We start from the raw sequence: 23,533 nt of genomic DNA, 5'->3' as shown, positions 1-23,533 counted from the left end.
GGCGGAGGCCGCGCCTTGCTGCGACGCGGCATGGCGCCTATAAGCCGCGCACGCGCCCCCGGAGCAACATGTCCATTCGCAACATCGCCATCATCGCCCACGTCGACCACGGCAAGACCACGCTCGTCGACAAGCTGCTGCAGCAAAGCGGCACGTTCCGGGAGAACCAGCAGGTCCAGGAACGGGCCATGGATTCCAACGACCTGGAGCGTGAGCGCGGGATCACCATCCTCGCCAAATGCACCTCGGTCGACTGGCATGGCACGCGCATCAACATCGTCGACACGCCTGGCCACGCCGATTTCGGCGGCGAGGTCGAGCGCATCCTGTCGATGGTGGACGGTGTCGTCGTCCTGGTGGACGCCGCCGAGGGCGTGCTGCCGCAGACCAAGTTCGTGACCGGCAAGGCCCTGCGCCTGGGTCTGCGTCCGATCGTGGTCGTCAACAAGATCGACCGGCCCGACGCGCGGCCCGACGACGTCCTCAACGAGATATTCGACCTGTTCGTGGCGCTGGAGGCCGATGATCTGCAGCTCGATTTCCCGACCTTGTACGCGTCGGGCCGCCAGGGCTGGGCGACGGAGGCGCTCGACGGCGAGCGCAAGGACCTGACGCCGCTGTTCGACCTGGTCGTGCGCCACGTGCCGCCGCCGACCGTCGAGGTCGAAGGCGCGTTCAAGATGCTCGTGACGACGCTCGAGTACGACGCTTTCCTCGGCCGCATCCTCACCGGACGCATCCAGTCCGGCCAGGTCCGCCACAACACCACCGTCAAGGCGCTGGCCCGCGACGGCCGCGTCGTCGAGCAGACGCGCATCACCAAGCTGCTGTCGTTCCGCGGACTGGAGCGCATTCCGGTCGAGTCGGCCGCCGCCGGCGACATCGTCGCCATCGCCGGCTTCAAGACCGCGACCGTCGCCGACACGATCTGCGACCTGGCCGTCGAGGCGGCGCTGCCGTCGCAGCCGATCGATCCGCCGACGCTGGCGATGACCTTCCAGGTCAACGACTCGCCGCTGGCGGGCCGGGAGGGCGACAAGGTCACGAGCCGCATGATCCGCGCGCGGTTGATGCGGGAGTCCGACGGCAACGTCGCGATCCGCGTCACCGACACCGAGAGCGCCGAGGCGTTCGACGTCGCCGGACGCGGCGAATTGCAGCTCGGCGTGCTGATCGAGACGATGCGCCGCGAGGGTTTCGAGCTGGCGGTCGGGCGGCCGCGCGTGCTGTTCCGCACCGACGAGACGACCGGCCAGCGCACGGAGCCGATCGAGGAGGTGGTGGTCGACGTCGACGAGAATTTCTCCGGCGTCGTTATCGAGAAGATCAGCCAGCGCAAGGGCGAGCTGAAGGACATGCGCCCGTCCGGTGGCGGCAAGACCCGGCTGGTGTTCCACGCGCCGTCGCGCGGCCTGATCGGCTACCACGGCGAGTTCCTGACCGACACGCGCGGCACCGGCGTGATGAACCGCCTGTTCCACGGCTACGGCCCGTTCCGCGGCGTGATCGAGGGGCGGCGCAACGGCGTGCTGATCTCGACCGACGCCGGTACCTCGGTCGCCTACGCGCTGTGGTACATCGAGGAGCGCGGTCCGCTGTTCATCGATCCCGGCGTCGCCGTCTACCAGGGCATGATCATCGGCGAGAACTCGCGCGACTCCGATCTCGACGTCAATCCGCTCAAGGAAAAGCAGCTCAGCAATATCCGCACCACGTCCAAGGACGAGGCCATCCGCCTGACGCCGCCGCGGCGGATGTCGCTCGAGCAGGCGATCGCCTACATCGAGGATGAGGAGCTGGTCGAGATCACGCCGAAATCGATCCGGCTGCGCAAGCGCCACCTCCACCCGGAGGACCGCAAGCGGGCGCGGAAGCTGGCGGCGGCCTGAGCCGCCGCGCGATCGTCACTGCGCGCTGAGGGGCCCGACCGCCGGCGGCCGGGAGTCGGGACCGAGCTGGCCGGATATGCGCGTCGCCTGGACGACGCGGCCGCCGAGCGCGCCGATGGCGCGGTCGACCAGTTGCCGCTGCGCCAGGCAGCTGGCGTCGCTGATCGTCCCATGCGCGCGGGCCGTGTCGTCGAGCATGAACGACGACGGCCGGTCCGCCGGTTCGATCAGGATCGCGCCGATCTCGGCGCCCTGCGGGAAGCGGAACTCGATCTCCCGCCCGCTCGACGAGACCTCGAATGTGAGCGCCGGGGCGGAGCCCGGCAGTAGCTTGGCGGGCGTGAACACGTCCTCCGGCTTGCCGTCGGCGAGGGCGCCGACCGGAAGCCAGCGCCCGGGCTTGCCGTGCGCGACCTCGATGACCCGCCCGCCGACCACCACCTGGCTCCCGAACGGCGCCGCCTGGGCCTCTTGCTGCGGCCGGAGGCCGCCGATCAGCGTGATCCGCAGCCGACCGGTCAACGTGGTCGCCGCCTTGAACCCCAGCACCTCGAGCAGGGTCTCGCCGGACGCGGGATGGTTCGGATCGTACGTCGCGCCGGCGCGGCCACCGGTCACGCGCGGATCACTCGGCGCCACGGGCGTCATACCGGGATGGACGCGGCCGCCCCGCGGCAGGAAGTCGAACGCCTGGATGCCGGGCGGCACAGTCCAGTCGCGCACGCCGACGGCCCGGATGGGATAGGCGGCGCAGGCGGAAGAGCGCGCGATGTCGCCGACGGTGGACAGTGGATCGCCGCCCCGAGAAGGACGGGAAAGCGGGCTCTGCTGCGTGAACGTCGCGCCCCGGAACGCCGTCGCCACCGACGGCGCGTTGGCGCACGGCGCGGCCTGGCACCGACGGTGGACGGCGCGCAGCAACTCGATGGAGCGCGCCGTCGCCGCCTGACGGTTGCCATCGGGCTGCGCGGCCACGCCGTTGGCGATGAAATCGCGGGCCTCGGCGCGCCAGCCCGGCGCGTCCGTCGCGATCGCTTCCACGATCTCGCCGACGCGCGCGCTCTCGCCCGGCGCCAGCGCGACGTGGATCGCCGGCGGCGTGGCGTGTGCGAACGGCGTGAGCAGCGAGGAAGCTGTCGCAATCGCAATGCTAAGAAGGAGGCGGTTCATTTCTTCAATACAATTAACACAACACCTTAATGATATAGAATTTTATCATAATATCAATATGATATAAGATATTTCTCATCTATTTTATCAAATGACTGTGAAAATCCGGCTGCAACTCCTCTGATGAATTCGCAATTGAAACGCAAATTATTCGATGAAGTTCTTTTATATTCAGAGAGTTAGATGCTTGAAGTGTGGATTTTAGTCGCGACTCCGGCGGCGCCAGCGGCGTCTGGTCGCGACCGTGGGTAGCCCCGGAGGCAGGAGCCGGAGTTCGCCGGCTACAGGTGACCGCCAGTCAACGAGGCCCGCTGCGAGATCTCGATGAAATTGCCGTCGGGATCGCGGACGAACGAGTATCGGACGGTGTCGCCCAGGACGATCGGCGCGCGACCTTCGGTCCCACCCCTCGCGAGGATGCCCGTGTGCTCGGCGACGCAATCGCGGATCTGCACCGTGATGTAGCGGAACCCTTGGCTGCGCCACTCGTCGCAGCGATCGACCTTGCCTTCGCCGCCGACGATCAGCAGCGAATCCCCGCAGCGGTAGACGCCCTTGCGCGGCGACTCGAACTGCATGGCGGCGCGCCAGAAATGGTCGTGGGCATCACGGTTGTTGACGGTCATGACGATGCCGATCTTTTCGACGCCCTCGCAGCCGCGTGGCACGAGCGTGACCCGGTTGCCGTCGGGGTCGATCAGGTGGCGCGGCGCGTCGAGGTCGTCGCGTGCGATCAGCAATTCGACGTAGCCGCTTGGCGGCGCCGGCGGCAACGGCGCGCGCGCGTGGTTCATCTTGAGGATCGAGCCGAGCATGTGGTGACGGTGCTGCCACGTGCCGCCGCCGACCTTGCCGATGTGGTCGAATGGCAGGCCGACCGTCCGCTGCCAGAATTCGAGCTGCGGCTCGAGCTGGTTGCTGAACAGGCCGAGATCGAGATGCGGCTTGGCGAGATCCATGGCGTCCTCCTGTCAGATGGGTTCGAGCAGCAGGCGCGCGAGCGCCCCGGGCGCGGTGACCATCGCGTCGTGTCCGGCGTCGAGCGTCCGGCTCGACCAGCCCGCCGCAGCGTGCATCGGCACCCTCCGCGCCGACGCCGGCAGCGCCGAGCGACCTTGGCAGACGATGTTCAGTCTGGGCAGCGACGCGTCGGCGGGGCGCGACAGGCGCAGGGGTTGATGGTAGGTCGCGAACGGGTGCGGCGTCAGGCGGCTGTTGACCCAGGCTCGGTCGACCGGATCCGTGACCCCGAACGAGAGCGCGTCGACGGGTGGGACCGAAACGCCGCCACTGGCCGCCGCCGCGCGCTCCCACGCCGCGACCAGCGCGGGGGTGTGGGTGTCGCTCCACCGCCCGCCATCGGCCACGATCACCGCGTCGAGATACACCAGCCGCGCCACGCGTTCGGGCGCGCGGTCGGCGGCGGCGGTGATCGGTAGACCACCATAGCTGTGTCCGACGAGCGTCGCCTTGTCGGGCCCGACCGACCGCAGCGCCGCGACGACATCGCCGATATGGGTCTCGAGGTCGACGGCGCGCGACAGCGCGGCGGCCTTGTCGGCGAGGCCCGTCAGCGACGGCGCCACGACGCGGTGGCCGGCGGCCTCCAGCCGCCGGGCGACGCGGTCCCAGCACCAGCCGCCGTGCCACGCGCCGTGGATCAGGACGAAATTCCGTCGTTCGGGCCGGGCACGCGCGACCGACGGCGCGGACAGAGCGGCGGCCGCGCCGGCCAGCGCCGATCGGCGCGTCGCCCGGCGCGCGGCGACGCTCACGTGCGCGCTTCGGGTACGACGGCGCCAGGGCTTGGCATCGCCGCGTTAGGGCTCGCCCGCGGTCTCGCGGGTAAACGTCGTCCGGCCGCGCTCCGCGCGCTTCACCAGCTTGTCGGGCCGGCGTTTCTCCGCGACCTTGAACAGCGACCACGTACGGCGCATGTAGTTCGTCACCGCCTCGGCGCCGTTGGCGAACTCCGTCAGTTCCGGCGTCCACTCCGCCTCGACCATACGGACCGGGCGTGTCGGATCATCGGTCTCGAACCGGCACATGAACCACGGCTCGCCGCGCTTGAGGATCAGCGGCTTCGACACGTCGTGCCATTCGAACGCCCACATCATGACGCGCGGCCAGATGTGGATCGGCAGGCGGCCGCCGACGAACACGCCGGGCCACTGCGGATCGCGGTAGTTCAGGTACGGCGGCAGCTGGTTCATCCAGCACACCTCGTCGGCGACGAAGTAGTAGGGCGTGCTGATCTGGATCACCGGCCGCTGCGGATGACGCCATTGGCCGGGGCCGTTGAGATGCAGCAGCTTGTTGAGATGGGTGCCGGTGATCGCGCTCTGCGGACCGTCGAGATTCTGGATCGCCGGTTTGCCGTCCTTGTCGCGCACGATACGGATGTTCAGGTCGATGGGGCAGGGCACCACGATGTGCCGCGCCTCGAAGTCGACCACCGAGGGGCAGTTCTGCAGCGCCTTGGCGTTCTTCGGATCCTGGACGTCCGGCCGCTTGAACGGGCGCGGTTCCTCCCAGATGAAACCGGCCTGCTGCGCCTTGAGCAACCAGCCGACCTCGACCGTGCGGCCGGTGCGCGGTGGTTCCGGGCTCCGTTTCACGTAGTGCAGCATCTCGGACCTCGCGGTGGGACGCGGACTGGCCGGCGGGAGGTGATGGTCCGCCGCCGTCACCCCTCGTTCGTCGGGCGACCGCGTCTATTCACAGCATTTCAGGCGCTTATTTACCATTGATTGATCAAAGGCGGAAGTTGCGCAGAGCGGCGCGGGCGATGTCGGCGCCCCACTCCTGGACGAAATGGCCGCCATCGGCGACCTCGAACGGCGCCGGGCAGCCGCGGATGTGGCGCCGTAGTGCGACCATCACCGGCGGTCCGAGGACGGGATCTTTCATGCCGACGGCCATGAAGCTTTCGCCGCGCCAGCCTTCCGACCACCACGACCGCGCCCGACGCGACAGCGCCGCGCCGTCGGCCTCGGGATGGTCGCAGACGAGGTTGGGGAACCGCCGCACGCCGGCCTTGTGGGCGGCGTCCGGGAATGGCGCGTCGTAGGCGGCGCCCTCGGCCTCGGTCAGATGCGGGCAGGCGCGTCGCATCAGGCCGCCGACCGGCATATCGGGCGACCGGTTGCTGAAGGCGCGCCAGTCCAGGAATCCCTTGCCCAAAGGCTCGTCGCCAGTGGCCAGCGTCGTGTTCATGACCAGCAGCCGATCGAACCGCGCCGGCATGTCCATGGGAAGCGTCAGACCGATCAGACCGCCCCAATCCTGGCAGACGAGACAAACGCCCTTCAGTTCGAGCCGTTCGACGAACCGGCGCAATGTCTCGCGATGGAAGGTGAACGTGTAGACGGCCTCGGCGACCGGCTTGTCGGAGCGGCCGAATCCGAAGAAGTCCGGCGCGACGACCCGGTGGCCGGCCTCGGTGAGGACCGGGATCATCCGCCGGTAGAGGTAGCTCCAGGTCGGCTGGCCGTGCAGGCAGAGGAACGTGACCGCCGCGTCCGGCGGGCCTTCATCGACATAGTGCAGCCGCAGGCCGGCGCAGGGTCCGCCGAGATCGTCGACGTGGCGCGGGGCGTAGGGGAAGTCAGGCAGCCCGTCGAACCGTGCATCGGCCGTCCGCAACGCTTCCAACATGGCCTAGATCCTCCACCCCACCGCTCTTGTCGGGCGGCGGAAACACGTTACAAGTCAAGCCGTTATGGACAAGAGGAAAAGCCAAGGCGTGCCCGCCGCCGACGACCGCTCGGCGCGGCTGGCCGACGCGTTGCGCCAGAACCTGCGCCGGCGCAAGGCGCAGGCCCGCGCCAAGGCGGAGGCGGACCACGCCCCGGCCCGCCCGCCGCCCGCCACCGCGCCGTCGCGCCGCGACGGGGGTGGCGACGGTTGAGCCGGGCGGTTCGCGGGTCTAATAAGGCGCCCACGCGCCCCGGCCGGCCCCTTCCCCCCTCGCGGCGGCGCGCAAGAGGTGTGGCATGGCGATCATGTCGGATCGCTGGATCCGCCGGATGGCGCTCGAACACGGCATGATCGAGCCGTTCGTCGATTCCCAGAAGCGCCAGGGCGTCATCTCGTACGGCGTGTCGTCGTACGGCTACGACGCGCGGGTCGGCGACGAGTTCAAGATATTCACCAACGTCGACAGCGCGATCGTCGATCCCAAGAATTTCGCCGAGAACAGCTTCGTCGACCGGCGGACCGACATCTGCATCATCCCGCCCAACAGCTTCGCGCTGGCGCGCACGGTCGAGCATTTCCGCATCCCGCGCGACGTGCTCGTGATCTGCGTCGGCAAGTCCACCTACGCGCGCTGCGGCATCATCGTGAACGTCACGCCGCTCGAGCCGGAGTGGGAGGGCCACGTGACGCTGGAGTTCTCGAACACCACGCCGCTGCCGGCGCGCATCTACGCCAACGAGGGCGCCTGCCAGTTCCTGTTCCTGCGCGGCGACGAGCCCTGCGAGGTCTCCTACAAGGACAAGGCCGGCAAGTACCAGGGCCAGCGCGGCGTCACGCTGCCCAAGATCTGACGCACGGAAGGCAGATAGAAAATGGACCGCATCCGCATCCGCGGCGGCCGCTCCCTCGGCGGCGTGATCGAGGTCTCCGGCTCCAAGAACGCGTCGCTGCCGCTGATGGCGGCGGCGCTGCTCAGCGAGGAGCCGCTGACCTTGCGCAACGTGCCGCGGCTGGCCGACATCGACACCATGATCGCGCTGCTGCAGCAGCACGGCGTCGACGTCTCGGCCGATCCCGGCGAGAACGGCCACCGCCGCGCCAAGACGATCGTGCTGACCGGGCGGAACATCGTCTCGACCACCGCGCCCTACGACATCGTGCGCAAGATGCGCGCGTCGGTGCTCGTGCTGGGACCGCTGCTGGCCCGCTTCGGCGAGGCGCGCGTGTCGCTGCCCGGCGGTTGCGCCATCGGCACGCGGCCGGTCGACCTGCACGTCGCCGGCCTGCAGGCGATGGGCGCCGAGATCGATCTCGACGGCGGCTACATGGTCGCGCGCGCCCCCAAGGGGCTGCGCGGCGCCAAGTACGTGTTCCCCAAGGTATCGGTCGGCGCCACCGAGAATCTGATGATGGCTGCGGCGCTGGCGAAGGGCACGACGGTCCTCGACAACGCCGCGCGCGAGCCGGAGATCGGCGATCTGGCGGACTGCCTCGTGAAGATGGGCGCGCGCATCGCCGGGATCGGCACCGAGACGCTGCGGATCGAGGGTGTCGAGCGGCTCCACGGCGCCGACCACCAGGTCGTCGCGGACCGCATCGAGACCGGCACCTACGCCATGGCGGTGGCGATGACGGCCGGCGACGTCGAGCTGGTCAACGGCCGCATCGACCTGCTCGAGGCCGCCGTCGACAAGCTGCGCGAGGCCGGCGTCGACTGCGTCCCGACGCCGCGCGGCTTCCGCGTGTCGCGCCGCAACGGCGCCCTGAAGGGCGTCGACGTGATGACCGAGCCGTTCCCCGGGTTCCCGACGGACCTGCAGGCACAGATGATGGGGCTGATGACGCGGGCCGAGGGCGCCGCCATGATCACCGAGACGATCTTCGAGAACCGCTTCATGCACGTGCCCGAACTCACGCGCATGGGCGCCAACATCAACATCCACGGCGCCTCCGCGATGGTGCGCGGCGTGCGCGAGCTGCGCGGCGCCGAGGTCATGGCCACCGATCTGCGCGCGTCGGTGTCGCTGGCGATCGCGGCGCTGTCGGCCAAGGGCGACACCGTGCTGCACCGGGTCTACCACCTCGACCGCGGCTACGAGCGCCTCGAGGAGAAGCTGGCGGCCTGCGGCGCGGACATCGAGCGCGTCCGCGGATGAGCGCGGCGCCATCCGGACGGCTCGTGCTGCGGGCGCTCGACGCCGAGGATCTCGCGGTCGTCTCGGCCGCGATGCAGGACGCGCTGGTCGCGGTGAAGGACATCGGCTGGTTCGCGGCCGAGCGCCGCTTCGCGCTCGTCGCGAACCGGTTCCGCTGGGAGATTCCGGCCGACACGGACGGCGCCTGGTCGCGGACCCACGCGGCCCTGTCCTTCGAGGACGTCGAGGCCGTGCGCCACGCCGAGATGCCGCTCGGCGAGCCCGACCGCGTCCTCGACCTGCTGTCCGTCTCGGTCGACGCGCGCGCGGGCGGCGGCGTGGCGGTGGTCCTGCGCTTCGCCGCCGGTCGCGCGATCCGGATCGAGGCGGCGCGTCTGCTCTGCCATATGGCCGACCTCGGCGATCCGTGGCCGACGCCGTGGCGACCGGCGCACGAGGCCGCGGACGGGCGGGATGGCGGCTGAGCCGCCGGAACCGACCGCCAACGCCGCCGGGTTCGATCCCGCGCGCGACGACGTCTTCGCCCGCATCGCGGGCCGCTACGACCTGATGTGCGACATCTTCAGCCTGTTCGCCCACCGCCATTGGAAATCGGCGATGGTCGAGGAGATCGTGCGCGCGCCGGGGGCCGTCCTGCTCGACACCGCCTCCGGCACCGGCCATATCGCCCTGCGCGTGGCGCGGCGGCAGGAGCGGGCGGCCGCCCGCAAACGCATCGTGGCGACCGACCTCTGCGAGGAGATGCTGGGGGTGGCGCGCCGCAAGCTGGCGCCGCCCGGTTCGGCACCGGAGTTCCGCGTCGCCGACGCGCACGACCTGCGCGGGTTCGAGAGCGGCTCGATCGACGTCTATTCGATGGCGTTCGGCATGAAGATCTGCGACCGCCACCGCGCGCTGCGCGAGGCGTTCCGGGTCCTGCGCCCCGGCGGTCTGCTGCTCTGCCTGGAGGCCTCGCACATCCCCGCCGCGTGGCTGCGCGCCCTCTACCTGCGCTACATGGACTGGTGCCTTCCGGTCATGGCCCGCTTGGCGACCGGCGGCGACCGCGGCGCCTACGACTACCTGCTGCGCGGCGTCCACGACTTCCCGGACCAGCGCGCGTTCTGCGACGACCTGCGCGGCCACGGCTTCACCGCCGTCGGGTACCGCAACCTGAGCCTCGGCATCGTCGCTCTGCACCGGGCGACCAAGCCCCTGTAGGGCGCCCCGTTCGGCCCGGCCGCGGGGTTTGACAAGGCGCGGACATGGTCCGACAACCACGTCCTTTCGGGGCGGCGGACGGCGTCCCGGCGCGGAGGGCGACGTGTCTGTGGCGATCGAGGGCGGCGACGGGGCGGACGGCAAGCTGGTGATAGCGGTGCCGAAGGGTCGGATTCTGTCCGAGGCCGCGCCGGTGCTCCATGCCGCCGGGATCGAGCCGGAGCCCGCTTTCCACGACGAGAGTTCCCGCGCGCTGCGGTTCGCCACGAACCGGGCTGACATCGATCTGATCCGCGTGCGTTCGTTCGACGTCGCGACCTTCGTCGCGTTCGGCGCCGCCCATCTCGGGATCTGCGGCAGCGACGTGCTGCGCGAGTTCGACTACCCCGAGATCTACGCCCCGGTGGACCTGGGCATCGGCCTGTGCCGGCTTTCGGTGGCGGAGCCGACCGACCTCGCCGAGCGCGACGATCCATCGCGCTGGAGCCACATCCGGGTCGCGACCAAGTACCCGGAGCTGACCCGCCGGCATTTCGCCGCGCGCGGCGTGCAGGCGGAATGCATCAAGCTCAACGGCGCCATGGAGTTGGCGCCCACGCTGGGCCTGTGCCACCGGATCGTCGACCTGGTGTCGAGCGGCCGCACGTTGAAGGAGAACGGCCTCAAGGAGGTCGAGAAGATACTCGACGTCTCGTCGCGCCTGATCGTCAACCGCGCGGCGCTGAAGACGCGCCCGGAGGCGCTCGGCGCTTGGATCGAGCGGGTCCGCGCGGTGTCGCGCGGCGAGGTCGCCGATGCCGCTTAGGCTCGACGCCGACGCCGCGGACTTCGAGGCGCGGTTCGCGGCCTTTCTCGCCAAGGACCGCGATTCAGGCGCCGATGTCGACGGCGTCGTGCGCGACATCGTCGCCGACGTGCGCGCCCGCGGCGACGCCGCGGTCGTCGAGTACACGCGCCGCTTCGACCGCATCGACGTCACCGCCGCCACGCTGCGGATCCCGGACGCAGAGATCGACGCCGCGGCGGCGCGGGCGCCGGCCGCGCAGCGCGCCGCCATCGAGTTCGCCGCCGCGCGGATCGAGGCCTACCACCGCCGCCTCCTGCCGGTGGACGTGGATTTCACGGACGACGCCGGCGTGCGGCTCGGCGCCCGCTTCACGCCGATCGACGCGGTCGGCCTCTACGTCCCCGGCGGCAAGGCGGCGTATCCATCGTCGGTCCTGATGAACGCGGTGCCGGCCAAGGTCGCGGGGTCGCGCCGCGTCGCCATGGTCGTGCCGACGCCGGGCGGCGAGATCGATCCGCTGGTGATGTGCGCCGCCCGCGTCGCCGGGGTCGACGAGATCTACCGCGTCGGCGGCGCCCAGGCCGTCGCGGCGCTGGCCTACGGCACCGCCTCGATCGCGCCGGTCGACAAGATCGTCGGGCCCGGCAACGCCTATGTCGCCGCCGCCAAGCGCCTGGTGTTCGGCAGGGTCGGCATCGACCTGATCGCCGGGCCGTCGGAGATCCTGGTGGTCGCCGACGCCGCCAACGATCCGGCGTGGATCGCGGCCGACCTGCTGTCGCAGGCCGAGCACGACGAGGCCGCGCAATCGATCCTCGTGTGCGACGACCCGGCGTTCGCCGACGCGGTGTGCGCCGCCGTCGAGCGCGAGCTGGCGGTCCTGGCGACCGGCGCGCGGGCGCGGCGGAGCTGGGAGGACAACGGCGCCGTGATCGTCGTGGCGTCGCTGGCGGCGTGCGCGCCGATCGTCGACCGCGTGGCGGCGGAGCATGTCGAGCTTTGCATGGAGCCGGCGCCGGCCGAGGCGCTGTCGCGCGCCATCCGGCACGCGGGCGCGATCTTCATCGGCCGGCACACGCCCGAGGCCGTCGGCGACTACGTCGCCGGCACCAACCACGTGCTGCCGACGTCGCGCACGGCGCGCTTCTCGTCGGGCCTGGGCGTCGCGGACTTCCTGAAGCGGACGTCGATCGTCTCCTGCGACGCCGACGCGCTGGCGCGGCTCGGCCCGGCCGCCGCGACGCTCGCGGCGGCCGAAGGCCTGCCGGCGCACGGCCGGTCGATCTCGATCCGGACCAACCGGGCGTAGCGGCGGCGCCACGATGCCGGACGACGCCCGCGCCGACCGCATCCTCGACATCGCCCTCGACGAGGGCTCGATGCCGCCGCGCTCGCCCGAGGCCGAGCACGACCGCCGCGTCGCCATCTTCGACCTGATCGAGGACAACAGTTTCGCGCTGGCGGGCGAGCGCGGACCCTACCGGCTGCGGCTGACGATCATGGACAGCCGGCTGGTGTTCGACGTCCGCGCCGACGACGACCGCAAGCTCCGCGACATCGTCTTGTCGCTGACGCCGCTGCGCAAGGTCGTGAAGGACTACTTCATGATCTGCGAGAGCTACTACGACGCGATCAAGAAGCTGAGCCCCTCGCAGATTGAGGCGCTCGACATGGGCCGGCGGGGACTGCACAACGAGGGCTCCGAGGTGCTGCGCGAGCGGCTCGCCGGCAAGATCGAGGTCGATTTCGACACGGCCCGGCGGCTTTTCACGCTGGTCTGCGCGCTCCTCGCCAAGGGCTGACGGGCCGCCGCGATGGACGATCTGCCATCGAGCGTGCTGTTCGCCTGTTCCCTCAACTCCGTGCGCTCGCCTATGGCCGAGGCGCTCGCCAAACGCCTCTACGGGGCGCGCGTCTTCGTCGACTCCGCCGGGGTCCATGCCGGCGACATCGACGGATTCGCGGTCGCCGTGCTGGACGAGATCGGCGTCGATCTGCACCGCCATCACGTCAAGACTTTCGACGACGTCGATCCCGGCGAGTTCGACGTGATCGTCTCCCTGTCGCCCGAGGCGCACCACCGCGCGCTCGAGGCGACCCGCGACGTGGCGACGCGGGTCGAGTACTGGCCGCTGCCCGACCCGAGCGCGGTCGACGGTGATCGCGAACGGCGGCTGGAGGCGTACCGGGCGCTGCGCGACCTGATCCAGCGCCGCCTGCGCGCGCGTTTCGGCGCGCCGGGAGGGGTCGACCTGTAGCGCGCCGCCGCCTTGACTCGCGCTGGAGCGGTTGCCATCTTCCGGGCGCGTCGCAACAGCCGCGGTCGGGCGCGTATGGCCAAAGAGGATTTGATAGAGTTCGCGGGGACGGTGACGGAGCTTCTGCCGAACGCGATGTTCAGGGTGAGGCTCGACAACGACCACTCGATCCTCGCGCACACGGCGGGCAAGATGCGCAAGAACCGCATCCGCGTGCTGGCCGGCGACAAGGTGAGCGTCGAGATGACGCCCTACGATCTGACCAAGGGCCGCATCATTTTCCGATTCAAGTGACCGCGCCGCCGGCGAGTCCGGGGCGGCGTCGGCCGCGCTTCCGGGGCCGCCGACCGTGTCCGACGCCGTCATATCGCCATTGATCCTCGCTTCCGCCTCTCCGCGCCGGGTCGAGCTGCTGCGCCAGGTCGGGGTCGCGCCCGCCGCCATCGATCCCGCCGGGATCGACGAGACGCCGCGGCGTGGCGAGTTGCCGGCGTCCTTCGCCGCCCGCATGGCGGGGGACAAGGCGCGCGCGGTCGCGGCGCGCCATCCCGGCGGGACGATCCTCGCCGCCGACACCGTGGTCGCCTGCGGCCGCCGCATCCTGCCGAAAGCGGAGACGGAGGCCGAGGCGCGCCGGTGCCTCGAGCTGCTGTCGGGCCGGCGGCACCGCGTGCTGGGGGCCGTCCATGTCGCCACGCCGGGCGCCGTTCGCGACGCTCTGGTCACGACGGTGGTCCGCTTTAAGCGCCTGACCACGGCGGAAGTCGACGCCTATCTCCGCGCGGGCGAGTGGCGGGGCAAGGCCGGCGGCTACGCGATCCAGGGCCGGGCCGCCGCGTTCGTCGCCTTCCTGTCCGGCTCGTACAGCAACGTCGTCGGACTGCCGCTGCACGAGACGGTGAATTTGCTGCGGAGCGCCGGCTGGTGGCGCGGGCCGGCGTGACCACCATCGACCGCCTCGTCTGCCACGAGACCGCCGCCGGCACGCTGCTGGCGTCGCTGGCGGGCGACCGGCTGGTCGACGTCGCCGTGGCCCCGCGCGACCGGTCCGATCTCGCCGGCGCGATCGTGATCGGACGCGTCGAGCGTTTCGCCTCGGAACTCGACGCCGCCTTCGTCGACATCGGGACCGAACGCGGTGGTTTCCTGAAGCGCGCAGACCTCGTCGGCGCCGACCGCGAGCGTCCGCCGGCGGGCATGCCGGTGCTGGCGCAGGTCGTGCGCGACGCGGCCGCCGACAAGGGCGCCCGGCTGACGATGAACATCGGGCTCGCCGGCCGCTTCCTCGTGTTCCATCCGCACGGCCAGGCCGTCCAGTTCTCGCGCCGTATCGCCGACGCCGCGGCGCGCGAGCGCCTTCTCGCCGCCGTCGGCGAGGTCGGCGCCGACGAGGGCGGCTGGACGCTGCGCACCGCCGCCGCCGTGGCGCCGGGCGAGCCGGTCGTCGCGGAGGGGCGCGCCCTGCTGGCGCGGTGGGACTCGCTGCGCGCGCGGGCGCTGGCGGTGCGGCCGCCAGCCGTGCTGCTGGCCGAGCCGCATCCCTTGCTGCGCGTCATCCGCGACGCCGGGGCGACGTTGGCGGAGGTGGTGGTCGACGACCGTCCGCTGGCGTTGCGCGCGCGCCGTGCGCTCGACCAGTACGGCGACCGCGCCGAGCTGCGCGTCGTCGATCCCGGCGGCGCGGCGCTCGACGTCCACGACGTCGCCGGCCAGATCGAGGCGGCGTTGACGCCCCGGCTGGTCCTGCCGTCCGGCGTCGAGCTGCTGTTCGAGGCCGGACGCACGTTGTGCGCCATCGACGTCGATAGCGGCTCGGCCGGTGCGCGGCCGGGGCAGGGGCCGCGCACGCCGGTCGACGTGAACCTCGATGCCGCCGCCGAGATCTGCCGTCAGCTCCGCCTGCGCAACATCGGCGGGATCGTCGTGGTGGATTTCATCGACATGCGCGCGCTGGGCGACCGAAACCGCGTCCAAGCCGAGCTGGCGCGCCACGCCGCCGAGGATCCGGTGTCGACGCAGGTCGTGGGGATGACGCGGCTGGGACTGATGGAGATGACGCGGGCGCGGCGCGGGCCGACGCTGCGCGACGCGCTCGAGGCGTTCCAGCGCGCCCAGGATGGCGGTGGCGACGGGGCGGCGGCATGAGCGACAAGCCGCCGTTGCGCGTCGTGCCGGCGCGCCGCCCGTGCCCGATCTGCGGCAAACCGGAGGAGCCGCGCTTCCGGCCGTTCTGCTCGGCGCGGTGCGTCGACGTCGATCTCGGCCGCTGGTTCAAGGAGGGCTACCGCGTCGAGACCGACGAGAAGCCCGGGAGCGAGGACGACGGGCGCTGAGCGCCCGCCGCCGCGCGTCCGCGCCTACTGGATCGTGAGACCGTAGAGTTCGACGACGTTGCCGCGCAGGATGCGCTGGCGCACCGCGTCGTCCATGCCGGCGGTCTGTTCGTCGATCACCTTGCGGCTGTCGGGCCAGGTCGAATCGCTGTGCGGGAAGTCGCTCGCCCACATCAGCCGCTCGTGGTTGACGTCGCCGGCGAACTTGAACGCCGTCCAGTCGTCCTGGAAGGTGAGGTAGATGTTGTCGCGGAAGTACTCGCTGGGCAGCCGCGGAACGTTGGCGCCCGTCAGCCAGTAGCGGTGCCGCTTGTAGGCGTGGTCCATGCGGTACATGTAGTGCGGCGCCCAGCCGGCGTCGGCCTCGACGCAGACGATCTTCAGCTTTGGATGGCGCTCGAACACGCCGCTGAAGATCAGCATGCCCAGGATGTCCTGGTTGCCGCGGATGATCGACAGGAAGCCGTTGATCTTCGGACCGCGGGTGCGGCCGATCGAGTCGTTCTTCGACGTGAGGATGTGGAACGACAGCGGCAGGCCGAGGTCGATGGCGGCCTCCCAGAATGGATCGTAGATCGCGCTGTCGTAGTCCTCGACGCCGGGGTTGCCCGGCAGCATCGCGCCCTTGAATCCCAGCGCCTTGATGCGGCGCAGGTCCTCGATGCCTTCGGCGACAGAGCGCACCGCCGTCTGGCCCAGCCCGTAGAGCCGGTCCGGCGCGCCCTCGCAGAACGACTGGAGCCAGCGGTTGTAGGCGTCGAGGCAGGCCTTCTTGTAGTCGAGGTCGGGATGGTTGCAGAGCATCATGCCGACCGAGGGGTAGATGAACTCGGCGGCGACGCCGTCGCGGTCCTGGTCGGCCATGCGCGCCTTCGGATCCCAGCCGCCGCGGTGCAGCAGCTCGAATTTCGCGCCGTTGACGCTCAGGTCCTGCGGCGGCACGCCGGCGCCGGCCGCCAGCGAGATCGGCATCGGTGATCCCATGCCGGGGATGAGGAACACGTCGCCCTTCTTGGGGTCGTGCGCGAGGTGCGGAGCGGTGTCGCGGTACTTCGGATCGATGAAGTCGATGTAGCAGTTCGGCGGTTCGACCACATGCGAGTCCGCCGAGATCGGCAATCCGGCCATATCCGCTCCTCCATCGTTCATTTTGCTTTACGTTAACGGAAGTGTGCGGCCGGCGGCGGTGCGACGCAAGCCGTCAGGCGCGCGTCGACGCGGCGGGCGCGCAGTCCAGCCCTGCGCCGGACGGGACCGGCGGCGGCACTGGACAGCCCGGATGGCTTTTTCTATAAGCGGCGCGCCAGCCGGCGGAGCGATCCGCCGAGCCCGGCGCCGGCGCTTCGACGATTCCGGCGCGGACGGGCCCAGGTAGCTCAGTTGGTAGAGCATGCGACTGAAAATCGCAGTGTCGCTGGTTCGATTCCGGCCCTGGGCACCATTCCCCGATATTCCCACCCGTCGACGCCGACGCCGGCCTGGCTCGATTCGGATGCGGCAATTCGGGCGACGGCGATCCGCAACGTCCGCGAGGGCACCCGCCGACCGGCCGAGCGGGGACTACGGCGCGCGGTCCGAGACCACGCGCCCGTCGACCACTTCGACGATCCGGTCGCACCGTTTCGCCAAGGCCATGTTGTGGGTCACGAAAAGGAACGCGGTGGCTCGCTCGCGGTTGACGTCGCGCATCAGCTCGAAGACCCCGTCGGCGGCTTTGGTGTCGAGATTGCCGGTCGGTTCGTCCGCGAGCACCAGCGCCGGGCCGGCGACGAGCGCCCGGGCGACGGCGACGCGTTGCTGCTGGCCGCCGGACAGGTTGGCCGCCTTGCTGTCCTTCCATGGCGTCAGACCGACGCGGTCGAGCAGCGCCTCCGCGGCGAGGCGCATCGCGTCGTCGGCGCGGCCGCGGCCGACCAGGAGCGGCATCATCACGTTCTCGAGCGCCGTGAACGCGCTGATCAGGTAGTGGTACTGGAACACGAAGCCGATGCTGTGGCCACGCAGGCGGGTCAGCGCCGAATCGTCGAGACCCGACGTTTCGGCGCCCTCGATCGCCAAGGACCCGGCGGTCGGACGGTCGAGCAGGCCGACGATGTTGAGCAGCGTGCTCTTGCCTGATCCCGACGGGCCGATGAGCGCGCAGAACTCGCCGGGACGGAGCGCGAGGTCGATGCCGTGCAGGACCTCGGTCTCGGCCGGAGTGCCGGGATTGAACGTCTTGCGGATTCCGGCGAGGGCGACGACGGGGCGGACGCCGGTCGCGTCCGGCTCAGCCACGGATCGCCACCACGGGGTCCAGACGCGCGGCGCGTAGCGCCGGAGCGACGGCGGCCAACACGCCGACGACCGTGGCGATGACGGCGGTCGAGGCGAATAGAGCCGGCGAGATGTCGAGCGCGAACATCGGCGTGCCGTCGGAATTGAGCGCCGCGGCGCGCCACAACATCACGAAGCCGGCGCCCAGGGCGGCGCCGAGGACCGAGCCGGCGAGTCCGACGATGCCGCCCTGGATCAGGAAGATGCGGAGGACCTGGCCGCGCGACGTGCCCATGGCGCGCAGGATGCCGATGTCGCGCGAGCGCTGCACGACGGAGACCACCAGGACGCTGGCGATGCCGAAGGCGACCGACAGCGCCACGCTCAGACGGATGATCACGCTTGATAGCGACTGCGCGTTGATGGCGACGAAGAACTGGGCGTTGGTCGTGATCCAGCTGTCGACCTGGAGTCCGGTGATCGCGGCCAGCGTGCGCGCCGTGTCGTCGGCGGCGAACGCGTCGACTATGCCGATCTCGATGTCCGACACGCCGCCCGCGAGGTCGAGCAGCGGCTGCGCCGTGCGCAGTGCGATGTAGACGTTGCGCTGGTTGGCGCCCTTGTTCCCCAGATCGAAGATGCCCGCGACCTTGAGCGTCTCGGCCTGTCCGGCGGCCGTCGCCAACCGGATCTTGTCGCCGAGCGTGACGCCGAGATCATGCGCGAGCTCCGTGCCGATCAGGATGTCCTGGCTGGTGATTCCCAGGGCGCCGGCGACGATCTTCTCGCCGACGAGGACGATGCGGAAATGGTGCTCGGGCTCGACGCCGTAGATCGTGACCGGCCTGCTGGCGTCGCCGCGCACGGCGAAGGCGGGGCCGGCCGCCACGGGCGACACCGCCACCACGCCCGGCATGCGCCGTGCCCGCTCGACCACCGCCTGCCATTGGTCGATCGACCTCAGGCGCTGCGCCTGCGCCTGCACCTGCGCGATCTGCAGGGCGCCGTCGGGGTCGGCCGGACGACGGTCCGCGCCGCGCAGCGGGCGCGCGACCTCCTCGCGCGGCAGGACGACGATCGGCGCTTGGGCGGTCAGCGTGCGCCGGATGATGTTGGCCTGCAGCCCGGTGAGAAGGGCGGACATGAAGACGATCACCGAGACGCCGATCGCGACGCCTAGGACGATGAGGGTCGTCTGCACGCGGCCTTCGTAGAGGAAGCGGACCGCCGCGATCCACTCGAACGGCAGCAGCCGGTTCATGGCGGATTGGCGCGCAGGCGCCTTCCCTCGGCGATGTCGACCCGGGTCGCCGGGATCACGCGGTCGCCGGCCTTGAGTCCGTCGAGAATCTCGACCATGGCGACCGACCGCGCGCCGATCGCGACGGGCCGCCGCGTCGCGCGGCCGTCGACCACCGCCATCACCCAGGGGGCGGCGCCCGCGATGTCGCGGACCGCGTCGGCCGGCACCACCAGCGCGCCGGCGCGCCGCGCCACCTCTATGTCGACGGATATCGTCATATCCTGGCGCAGGTACGGGGGGGGCGATGGGACGCGCAGGCGCACCGCCACAGCGCCGCGCTGGGCGTCGATCGAGGGATTGATGTAGCTGAGGTCGGCGCTGAAGCTCCGTAGGGGAAACGCCTCGGCCGACGCCAGCGCCTTCTGGCCGATGGCGAGCAATCCGAGGTTCTTCTCGTCTATCTGGACGACGATGCGGGTCTCCCCGACCGGAGCCAGCACCATCAGCGTCTTTCCGGGTTGCACCACCTCGCCGCGCTCGACCGCGCGCTCGATCAGCGTGCCGTCGCGGGTCGCGCGGATCACCATGTGGTCGAGCCGCACCCTGGCGGTGCGCAGCGCCGCGTTCGCCTGCCTCAACGCTGCCTCGGCCATGGCGTCGTCGCTGCCGCCGGGTCGGAGGTTGGCGGCCTGAAGCTCGGCGGCGCGCAGTTGCGCGGCCGCCACGTCGAGCGACTTGCGGGCCTCGTCGACCTGGGCGCGCGGGACGACGCCCCGGCCGAAAAGCGCCTCTACCCGCTCCGCGTTCTGCTTCGCGTTCAGAAGCGTCGCGCGCGTCTGCGTGAGGGTCTCCTCCGCGATCGGGCGTACCGTCTCGCGCAACTGGCGCAGCTTCGCCTCCGCCTGCGCGACGGCGGCGCCGGCCTGGTCCGCGTTGGCGGCCTCCTCGCGATCGTCGAGGACGATCACCGGCTGGCCCGCGGTCACGAACTGACCCTCGTCGACAGGAATCTCGGCCACGATGCCGGCTATCTGACTGGAGATGTCGATGCGGAACGGCGTCTCGACGCGGCCGCTGGCGACCACCGTCTGGACGATGTCATGGCGCGCAGCGACATAGACCGCCACCCGTGGTCCGGAGATCGCCGCCGGCGCGAAGTAGCCCGTGATCACGAGAGCCGCGACCAGGGCGGCGAGCGGCCAGCGGTAACGGCGCGCGCGGTTGAGGAACTCGGCAGCGGTCACAATCGCCCCTCCACGGCGCGATCCCGATTCCGCCCGTGTGGGGCCTCTATCGTGCGTCGTGGTCGGCGGGTACATGACATATGTCAACGGGGCCGGACTGCCCCGTTCTGGACACCTCTGGCCTCGGCGTCGTGTCCGCCGTCGGAGAGGCCGGCAACCTTCCGGGTATGCGCCGGGAATCCGCCGGGCGTCGCCGGCGGACCTGCGCCCGACCTTCCGTGACGGGCGGGCACTTCCGGCCGCGTGTGGCCGACCGGCGCGCTCGGTGCGCCGCGCGCGCCGGAATTCATCTCGCCGAGGCGCGCCGCCTCGTTGATCGGCCGGCGGCATGGCCCGCCGAGCGATCAGGTCGGGACCTAAGGGCAGGGCAGACGGCGCCGGTGCGATTTCCGGGGACGGCGGAAGTCGCCGACGACAGCCGCGGCGGGCGCGCTCAGCGCGTGGCGGGCGGTGCCGACCCCGCCATTCCCGGTGGCGCCTTGTTCCAGACGTAGCCGCGTTTGCCCAGGTCGTAGCCGACCTCGAACAGCGCGTTCATGTAGACGGTGTCGAAGGGCTCCTTGAGCTCCACCTTGAACGTCGAGGGGATGAACGCGAGGTTGAAATCGATTCCGTCGCGCTTGGCCTCGGCGGAGATCTTGTAGAGATCGCCAACCCCCTGGGTCTGGATGAGCGACGAGATCGACCGCCCGGCGATCGACATCAACCGGCGGTCGACCTGCGCCCAGTCGGCATCGAGCCGGGCGTTGCGGATGACGTACATGCGCCGCTGGCGTGTGATCTGGTGCTGGCGGGACAACTCTCCGACGTGGAGGCTCGGCGGGTAGACGAACACCTGCGCCGTGGCGCCGCCGTCGACGTGCATCTCCTGGTAGCGCCTGCCGTCGACCTCGACGTCGATCATGACCGGCGGGAACGCGCCCGGCACGGCCGCCGACGCCACGAGAATCCTGTGGATCAGGTCGAGCGCGCCGGGATGGCCGCTGGCGGCGATCTTGGTGACGTTCCAGATCACGCCGTGGCGGCCGTCGAGGTTCGTCGATCCGATCAGCAGGATGCGCCCCTTGGCGTGCTCCGCCGCGATGTCCTTCATCATGTCGGCGTTCATCAGCCGCTGGACCAGGCGCTGCAGCGGAGTGGTGTCCGACATCGCGTCGCTGAAGATGGCCCGCAGCATGCCACGGGGCTCCAGGATGTCCTTGGCGGTGATCCGCGTATAGACCTCGCGGAGCTGGGGGTCGTACTTGGGGCCGAGGAAGGCGAACGGCGCGCTTAACGCGCCGGTGCTTACGCCGGTGACGAGCTTGAATGTCGGCCGCGACCCGTGCGCCGTCCAGCCCAGCAGCAGGCCGGCGCCGAAGGCGCCGTCCTCGCCACCGCCGGAGATCGCGAGAAACTCGGCGGCCGGCAGCGGGCCGGTCTGGCCCATGGCCTTGCGGTGGGCGAGGTCCCGCTGCACCGATTCCAAGGCGTCCTGCTCGAGCCGCTTCATGTGCTCCGGCGACGAGTAGCGGACGCCGGGTATGCCGATGGCCTCGGCGCGCGTCTGGTCGGCGGCGGGGACGGCGGTCAGGCGCTCGGGCGCGGAACAGGCGGTCAACGCCACGGCGCCGGCCGCGATTCCGAACCGCGCCGCGCGTGCCAACGACCGCGTCCAACCGATCGATCGTGGACGGTCCGCGCGCGTCCGCTGAGGTAGTGACATCGACGATCCCCCGGGTCCATGTGCCGAAGCTATTCGGCCGTCGGCGCGTTGAGAAAAATCGATTCAATCCTCTGTGATTTTCCGTTATGGATCAACCCACCTTCGACGTTGATGCCGGATGCGACCTGCGGTCATGGGCCGTTGGCCGAAGGAGCGACGATGACGTTCTTCTCCACGATGCCGTCGGCGCGTTGGTCGCCGCCCCGCATGCGCTCGAGCGCGATTTCGATGATCGCGCTGCTCGCGATGATGTCGGCGTCGTCCGCCGTGTTCGCGCAGGCGCAGCCGGCCGCGACGCCGTCGGCGGCGGCGCCCGCGCCCGCGCCCGCGGCGCAGCCCGAGCTCTTGAGCGCCGAGGCGCTCGACAAGATGCTCGCGCCGATCGCCTTGTATCCCGACGCCCTTCTGGCGCAGATGCTGCCGGCGTCGGCGTACCCCATCGACATCGTCAAAGCGCACCGCTGGATCGTCAAGAACAAGGCCGCGGTCGACAAACAGGACTTCACTGACGCCGACAAGCAGGACTGGGACATCAGCGTCAAGTCGATGGCGCGCTTCCCCGATCTCATCAAGAAGATGAGCGACGACCTCGACTGGACCACCGATCTCGGCGAGGCGTTCGTCGAGCAGCCGAAGGACGTCTCGGACTCGATCCAGCGCCTGCGCAAGAAGGCCAAGGAGTCCGGCGCGCTGCGGTCGACCCCGGAGCAGACGGTCCTCGAGAAGGGCGGCGCCGTCGTGATCCAGCCAGCCAAGACCGAGGTCATCTACGTACCGCAATACAATCCCGAGCAGGTCTACTCCGGCTCAACGGTGGCCGCCGCCGGCCTCATCGGGTTCGGCGCCGGGATCCTGCTCGGCGCTGCGCTGGCGGACGACGATTACTGGGATTGGCGCGGCGGCTACGTGTATCCGCCGGTGTGGGCGCGTCCCCCGGGGTACTATCCCGGGTATCGTCCGGGCTACAACCCACCGGGGTACAACCCGCCGGGATATCGCCCGGGCGTGAATCCGCCAGGCTACAACCCGCCCGGCGTCGGCGTGCCGTGGCGTCCTGATCCCTACCGGTACCGGCCGTCGACCCGCCCCGCAGGTGTCGGCGGGCCCGTCGGTGTCGGTGGCGTGGGTGGTCCCGGCCGTCCCGGTGGCGTCGGCGGACCCGGCGGCGTGGGGGGGCCGGGTGGCGTCGGTAGCGTCGGTGGTCCCGGCGGGCCGGGCGGCGTAGGCGGCCCCGGTGGCCCTGGAGGGGTAGGCGGTCCGGGTCGGCCAGGCGGTGTCGGCAGTCCGGGCGGCGCCGTCGCACGGCCTCAGGCGCCAGCCGCGCGGCCCCAGGCGCCGGCCGCGCGACCTGCCGGGGTACCGCAGCGCTCCGCGTTCGAGCATGTCGGCAACACGCAACGGACCCAGGCGCAAAGCAGCCGTGGCGCCTCCAGCCGCGCGGCCGCCGGACAGGGCGGCGGTCGGGGGCGGTGGCGGTGGCGGTGGCGGTGGTCGCGGCGGCGGTGGCGGAGGCGGTGGCGGTGGCCGGCGTTAGGACGACAACCACCTCCGATGCCGGACTTCGCGCCGCGCGACAGATTTGGAGACTGACGA

General features: G+C 70.7%; 25 protein-coding genes and 1 tRNA gene. 16 read left to right on the top strand and 10 right to left on the bottom strand.

The window, feature by feature from the left end; all coding sequences use genetic code 11:
• Positions 1-68 precede the first annotated feature (68 nt).
• Positions 69-1,889, top strand: a complete 1,821-nt coding sequence (gene typA / locus IPK81_04320) for a translational GTPase TypA (protein QQS13475.1) — start codon at positions 69-71, stop codon at positions 1,887-1,889.
• A 15-nt stretch (positions 1,890-1,904) separates the two neighbouring features.
• On the opposite strand, the gene IPK81_04315 is transcribed toward typA, so the two are convergent.
• From IPK81_04315 to IPK81_04295, 5 genes are all read right to left on the bottom strand, one after another.
• Complete coding sequence (locus tag IPK81_04315; GenBank protein ID QQS13474.1) at positions 1,905-2,930, bottom strand: hypothetical protein; 1,026 nt, start codon at positions 2,928-2,930, stop codon at positions 1,905-1,907.
• 410 nt (positions 2,931-3,340) lie between these two features.
• A complete protein-coding gene (locus IPK81_04310; protein ID QQS13473.1) occupies positions 3,341-4,018 on the bottom strand; it encodes a VOC family protein in 678 nt (225 codons plus the stop codon).
• A gap of 12 nt (positions 4,019-4,030) precedes the next feature.
• Positions 4,031-4,834: an alpha/beta hydrolase gene (locus tag IPK81_04305; GenBank protein QQS13472.1), complete on the bottom strand. Its 804-nt coding sequence runs from the start codon at positions 4,832-4,834 to the stop codon at positions 4,031-4,033.
• Between the two features lie 45 nt (positions 4,835-4,879).
• Positions 4,880-5,689 carry a hypothetical protein gene (locus IPK81_04300; protein ID QQS13471.1) on the bottom strand — a complete coding sequence of 270 codons (810 nt, stop codon included), beginning with the start codon at positions 5,687-5,689 and terminating at the stop codon, positions 4,880-4,882.
• Between the two features lie 124 nt (positions 5,690-5,813).
• Complete coding sequence (locus tag IPK81_04295) at positions 5,814-6,716, bottom strand: alpha/beta fold hydrolase (protein QQS13470.1); 903 nt, start codon at positions 6,714-6,716, stop codon at positions 5,814-5,816.
• A gap of 64 nt (positions 6,717-6,780) precedes the next feature.
• Here IPK81_04295 and IPK81_04290 point away from each other — a divergent pair, with 64 nt between their 5' ends.
• The 13 genes from IPK81_04290 (at position 6,781) to yacG (ending at position 15,492) form a co-directional block, all read left to right on the top strand.
• Positions 6,781-6,969 carry a hypothetical protein gene (locus tag IPK81_04290; protein ID QQS13469.1) on the top strand — a complete coding sequence of 63 codons (189 nt, stop codon included), beginning with the start codon at positions 6,781-6,783 and terminating at the stop codon, positions 6,967-6,969.
• 85 nt (positions 6,970-7,054) lie between these two features.
• On the top strand, positions 7,055-7,609 hold the full coding sequence (locus IPK81_04285; protein ID QQS13468.1) for a dCTP deaminase: 555 nt from the start codon (positions 7,055-7,057) through the stop codon (positions 7,607-7,609).
• Between the two features lie 21 nt (positions 7,610-7,630).
• Positions 7,631-8,914 (top strand): UDP-N-acetylglucosamine 1-carboxyvinyltransferase, encoded by a 1,284-nt coding sequence (gene murA, locus IPK81_04280; protein ID QQS13467.1) that lies wholly within the window; start codon positions 7,631-7,633, stop codon positions 8,912-8,914.
• The gene (locus IPK81_04275) at positions 8,911-9,378 is read left to right on the top strand and encodes a DUF2948 family protein (GenBank protein ID QQS13466.1); all 468 of its coding nucleotides are present in this window, start codon (positions 8,911-8,913) and stop codon (positions 9,376-9,378) included. Before murA ends, IPK81_04275 begins: the two co-directional genes overlap by 4 nt.
• A complete protein-coding gene (locus IPK81_04270; GenBank protein ID QQS13465.1) occupies positions 9,368-10,114 on the top strand; it encodes a ubiquinone/menaquinone biosynthesis methyltransferase in 747 nt (248 codons plus the stop codon). The genes IPK81_04275 and IPK81_04270 overlap by 11 nt, the downstream gene beginning before the upstream one ends.
• Positions 10,115-10,223: 109 nt before the next feature.
• Entirely contained in the window at positions 10,224-10,919 is a 696-nt protein-coding gene (locus tag IPK81_04265; protein ID QQS14952.1) for an ATP phosphoribosyltransferase, read from the top strand.
• Positions 10,909-12,210 (top strand): histidinol dehydrogenase, encoded by a 1,302-nt coding sequence (gene hisD / locus IPK81_04260; GenBank protein QQS13464.1) that lies wholly within the window; start codon positions 10,909-10,911, stop codon positions 12,208-12,210. The genes IPK81_04265 and hisD overlap by 11 nt, the downstream gene beginning before the upstream one ends.
• 13 nt (positions 12,211-12,223) lie before the next feature.
• Positions 12,224-12,703, top strand: coding sequence for a UPF0262 family protein (locus IPK81_04255; protein ID QQS13463.1), 480 nt, complete (start codon positions 12,224-12,226; stop codon positions 12,701-12,703).
• 12 nt (positions 12,704-12,715) lie between these two features.
• Complete coding sequence (locus IPK81_04250) at positions 12,716-13,159, top strand: arsenate reductase ArsC (protein ID QQS13462.1); 444 nt, start codon at positions 12,716-12,718, stop codon at positions 13,157-13,159.
• A gap of 75 nt (positions 13,160-13,234) precedes the next feature.
• A complete protein-coding gene (infA, locus tag IPK81_04245) occupies positions 13,235-13,453 on the top strand; it encodes a translation initiation factor IF-1 (GenBank protein QQS13461.1) in 219 nt (72 codons plus the stop codon).
• Between the two features lie 70 nt (positions 13,454-13,523).
• Positions 13,524-14,102 carry a septum formation protein Maf gene (gene maf, locus IPK81_04240; protein ID QQS14951.1) on the top strand — a complete coding sequence of 193 codons (579 nt, stop codon included), beginning with the start codon at positions 13,524-13,526 and terminating at the stop codon, positions 14,100-14,102.
• The gene (locus IPK81_04235; protein QQS13460.1) at positions 14,084-15,304 is read left to right on the top strand and encodes a ribonuclease E/G; all 1,221 of its coding nucleotides are present in this window, start codon (positions 14,084-14,086) and stop codon (positions 15,302-15,304) included. Before maf ends, IPK81_04235 begins: the two co-directional genes overlap by 19 nt.
• Complete coding sequence (gene yacG, locus IPK81_04230) at positions 15,301-15,492, top strand: DNA gyrase inhibitor YacG (GenBank protein QQS13459.1); 192 nt, start codon at positions 15,301-15,303, stop codon at positions 15,490-15,492. The genes IPK81_04235 and yacG overlap by 4 nt, the downstream gene beginning before the upstream one ends.
• A gap of 24 nt (positions 15,493-15,516) precedes the next feature.
• Here yacG and IPK81_04225 read toward each other — a convergent pair whose 3' ends face one another.
• On the bottom strand, positions 15,517-16,620 hold the full coding sequence (locus tag IPK81_04225) for an amidohydrolase (GenBank protein ID QQS13458.1): 1,104 nt from the start codon (positions 16,618-16,620) through the stop codon (positions 15,517-15,519).
• A gap of 237 nt (positions 16,621-16,857) precedes the next feature.
• Between IPK81_04225 and IPK81_04220 the strand changes: the two genes are divergently transcribed.
• Positions 16,858-16,933 (top strand) — tRNA-Phe (locus tag IPK81_04220).
• A gap of 119 nt (positions 16,934-17,052) precedes the next feature.
• On the opposite strand, the gene IPK81_04215 is transcribed toward IPK81_04220, so the two are convergent.
• From IPK81_04215 to IPK81_04200, 4 genes are all read right to left on the bottom strand, one after another.
• On the bottom strand, positions 17,053-17,769 hold the full coding sequence (locus IPK81_04215; GenBank protein QQS13457.1) for an ABC transporter ATP-binding protein: 717 nt from the start codon (positions 17,767-17,769) through the stop codon (positions 17,053-17,055).
• Complete coding sequence (locus tag IPK81_04210) at positions 17,762-19,009, bottom strand: ABC transporter permease (protein ID QQS13456.1); 1,248 nt, start codon at positions 19,007-19,009, stop codon at positions 17,762-17,764. Before IPK81_04210 ends, IPK81_04215 begins: the two co-directional genes overlap by 8 nt.
• A complete protein-coding gene (locus IPK81_04205) occupies positions 19,006-20,310 on the bottom strand; it encodes an efflux RND transporter periplasmic adaptor subunit (GenBank protein QQS13455.1) in 1,305 nt (434 codons plus the stop codon). Before IPK81_04205 ends, IPK81_04210 begins: the two co-directional genes overlap by 4 nt.
• 358 nt (positions 20,311-20,668) lie before the next feature.
• Complete coding sequence (locus IPK81_04200) at positions 20,669-21,760, bottom strand: patatin-like phospholipase family protein (GenBank protein ID QQS14950.1); 1,092 nt, start codon at positions 21,758-21,760, stop codon at positions 20,669-20,671.
• A gap of 339 nt (positions 21,761-22,099) precedes the next feature.
• Here IPK81_04200 and IPK81_04195 point away from each other — a divergent pair, with 339 nt between their 5' ends.
• On the top strand, positions 22,100-23,530 hold the full coding sequence (locus tag IPK81_04195; protein ID QQS13454.1) for a DUF3300 domain-containing protein: 1,431 nt from the start codon (positions 22,100-22,102) through the stop codon (positions 23,528-23,530).
• The last annotated feature ends 3 nt before the right edge of the window (positions 23,531-23,533 follow it).

Source organism: Rhodospirillales bacterium (assembly GCA_016699855.1).
GTDB lineage: Bacteria > Pseudomonadota > Alphaproteobacteria > Reyranellales > Reyranellaceae.
The sequence above is the reverse complement of the archived record's forward strand: the minus strand, read 5'-3'. Positions and strand labels throughout refer to the sequence as shown.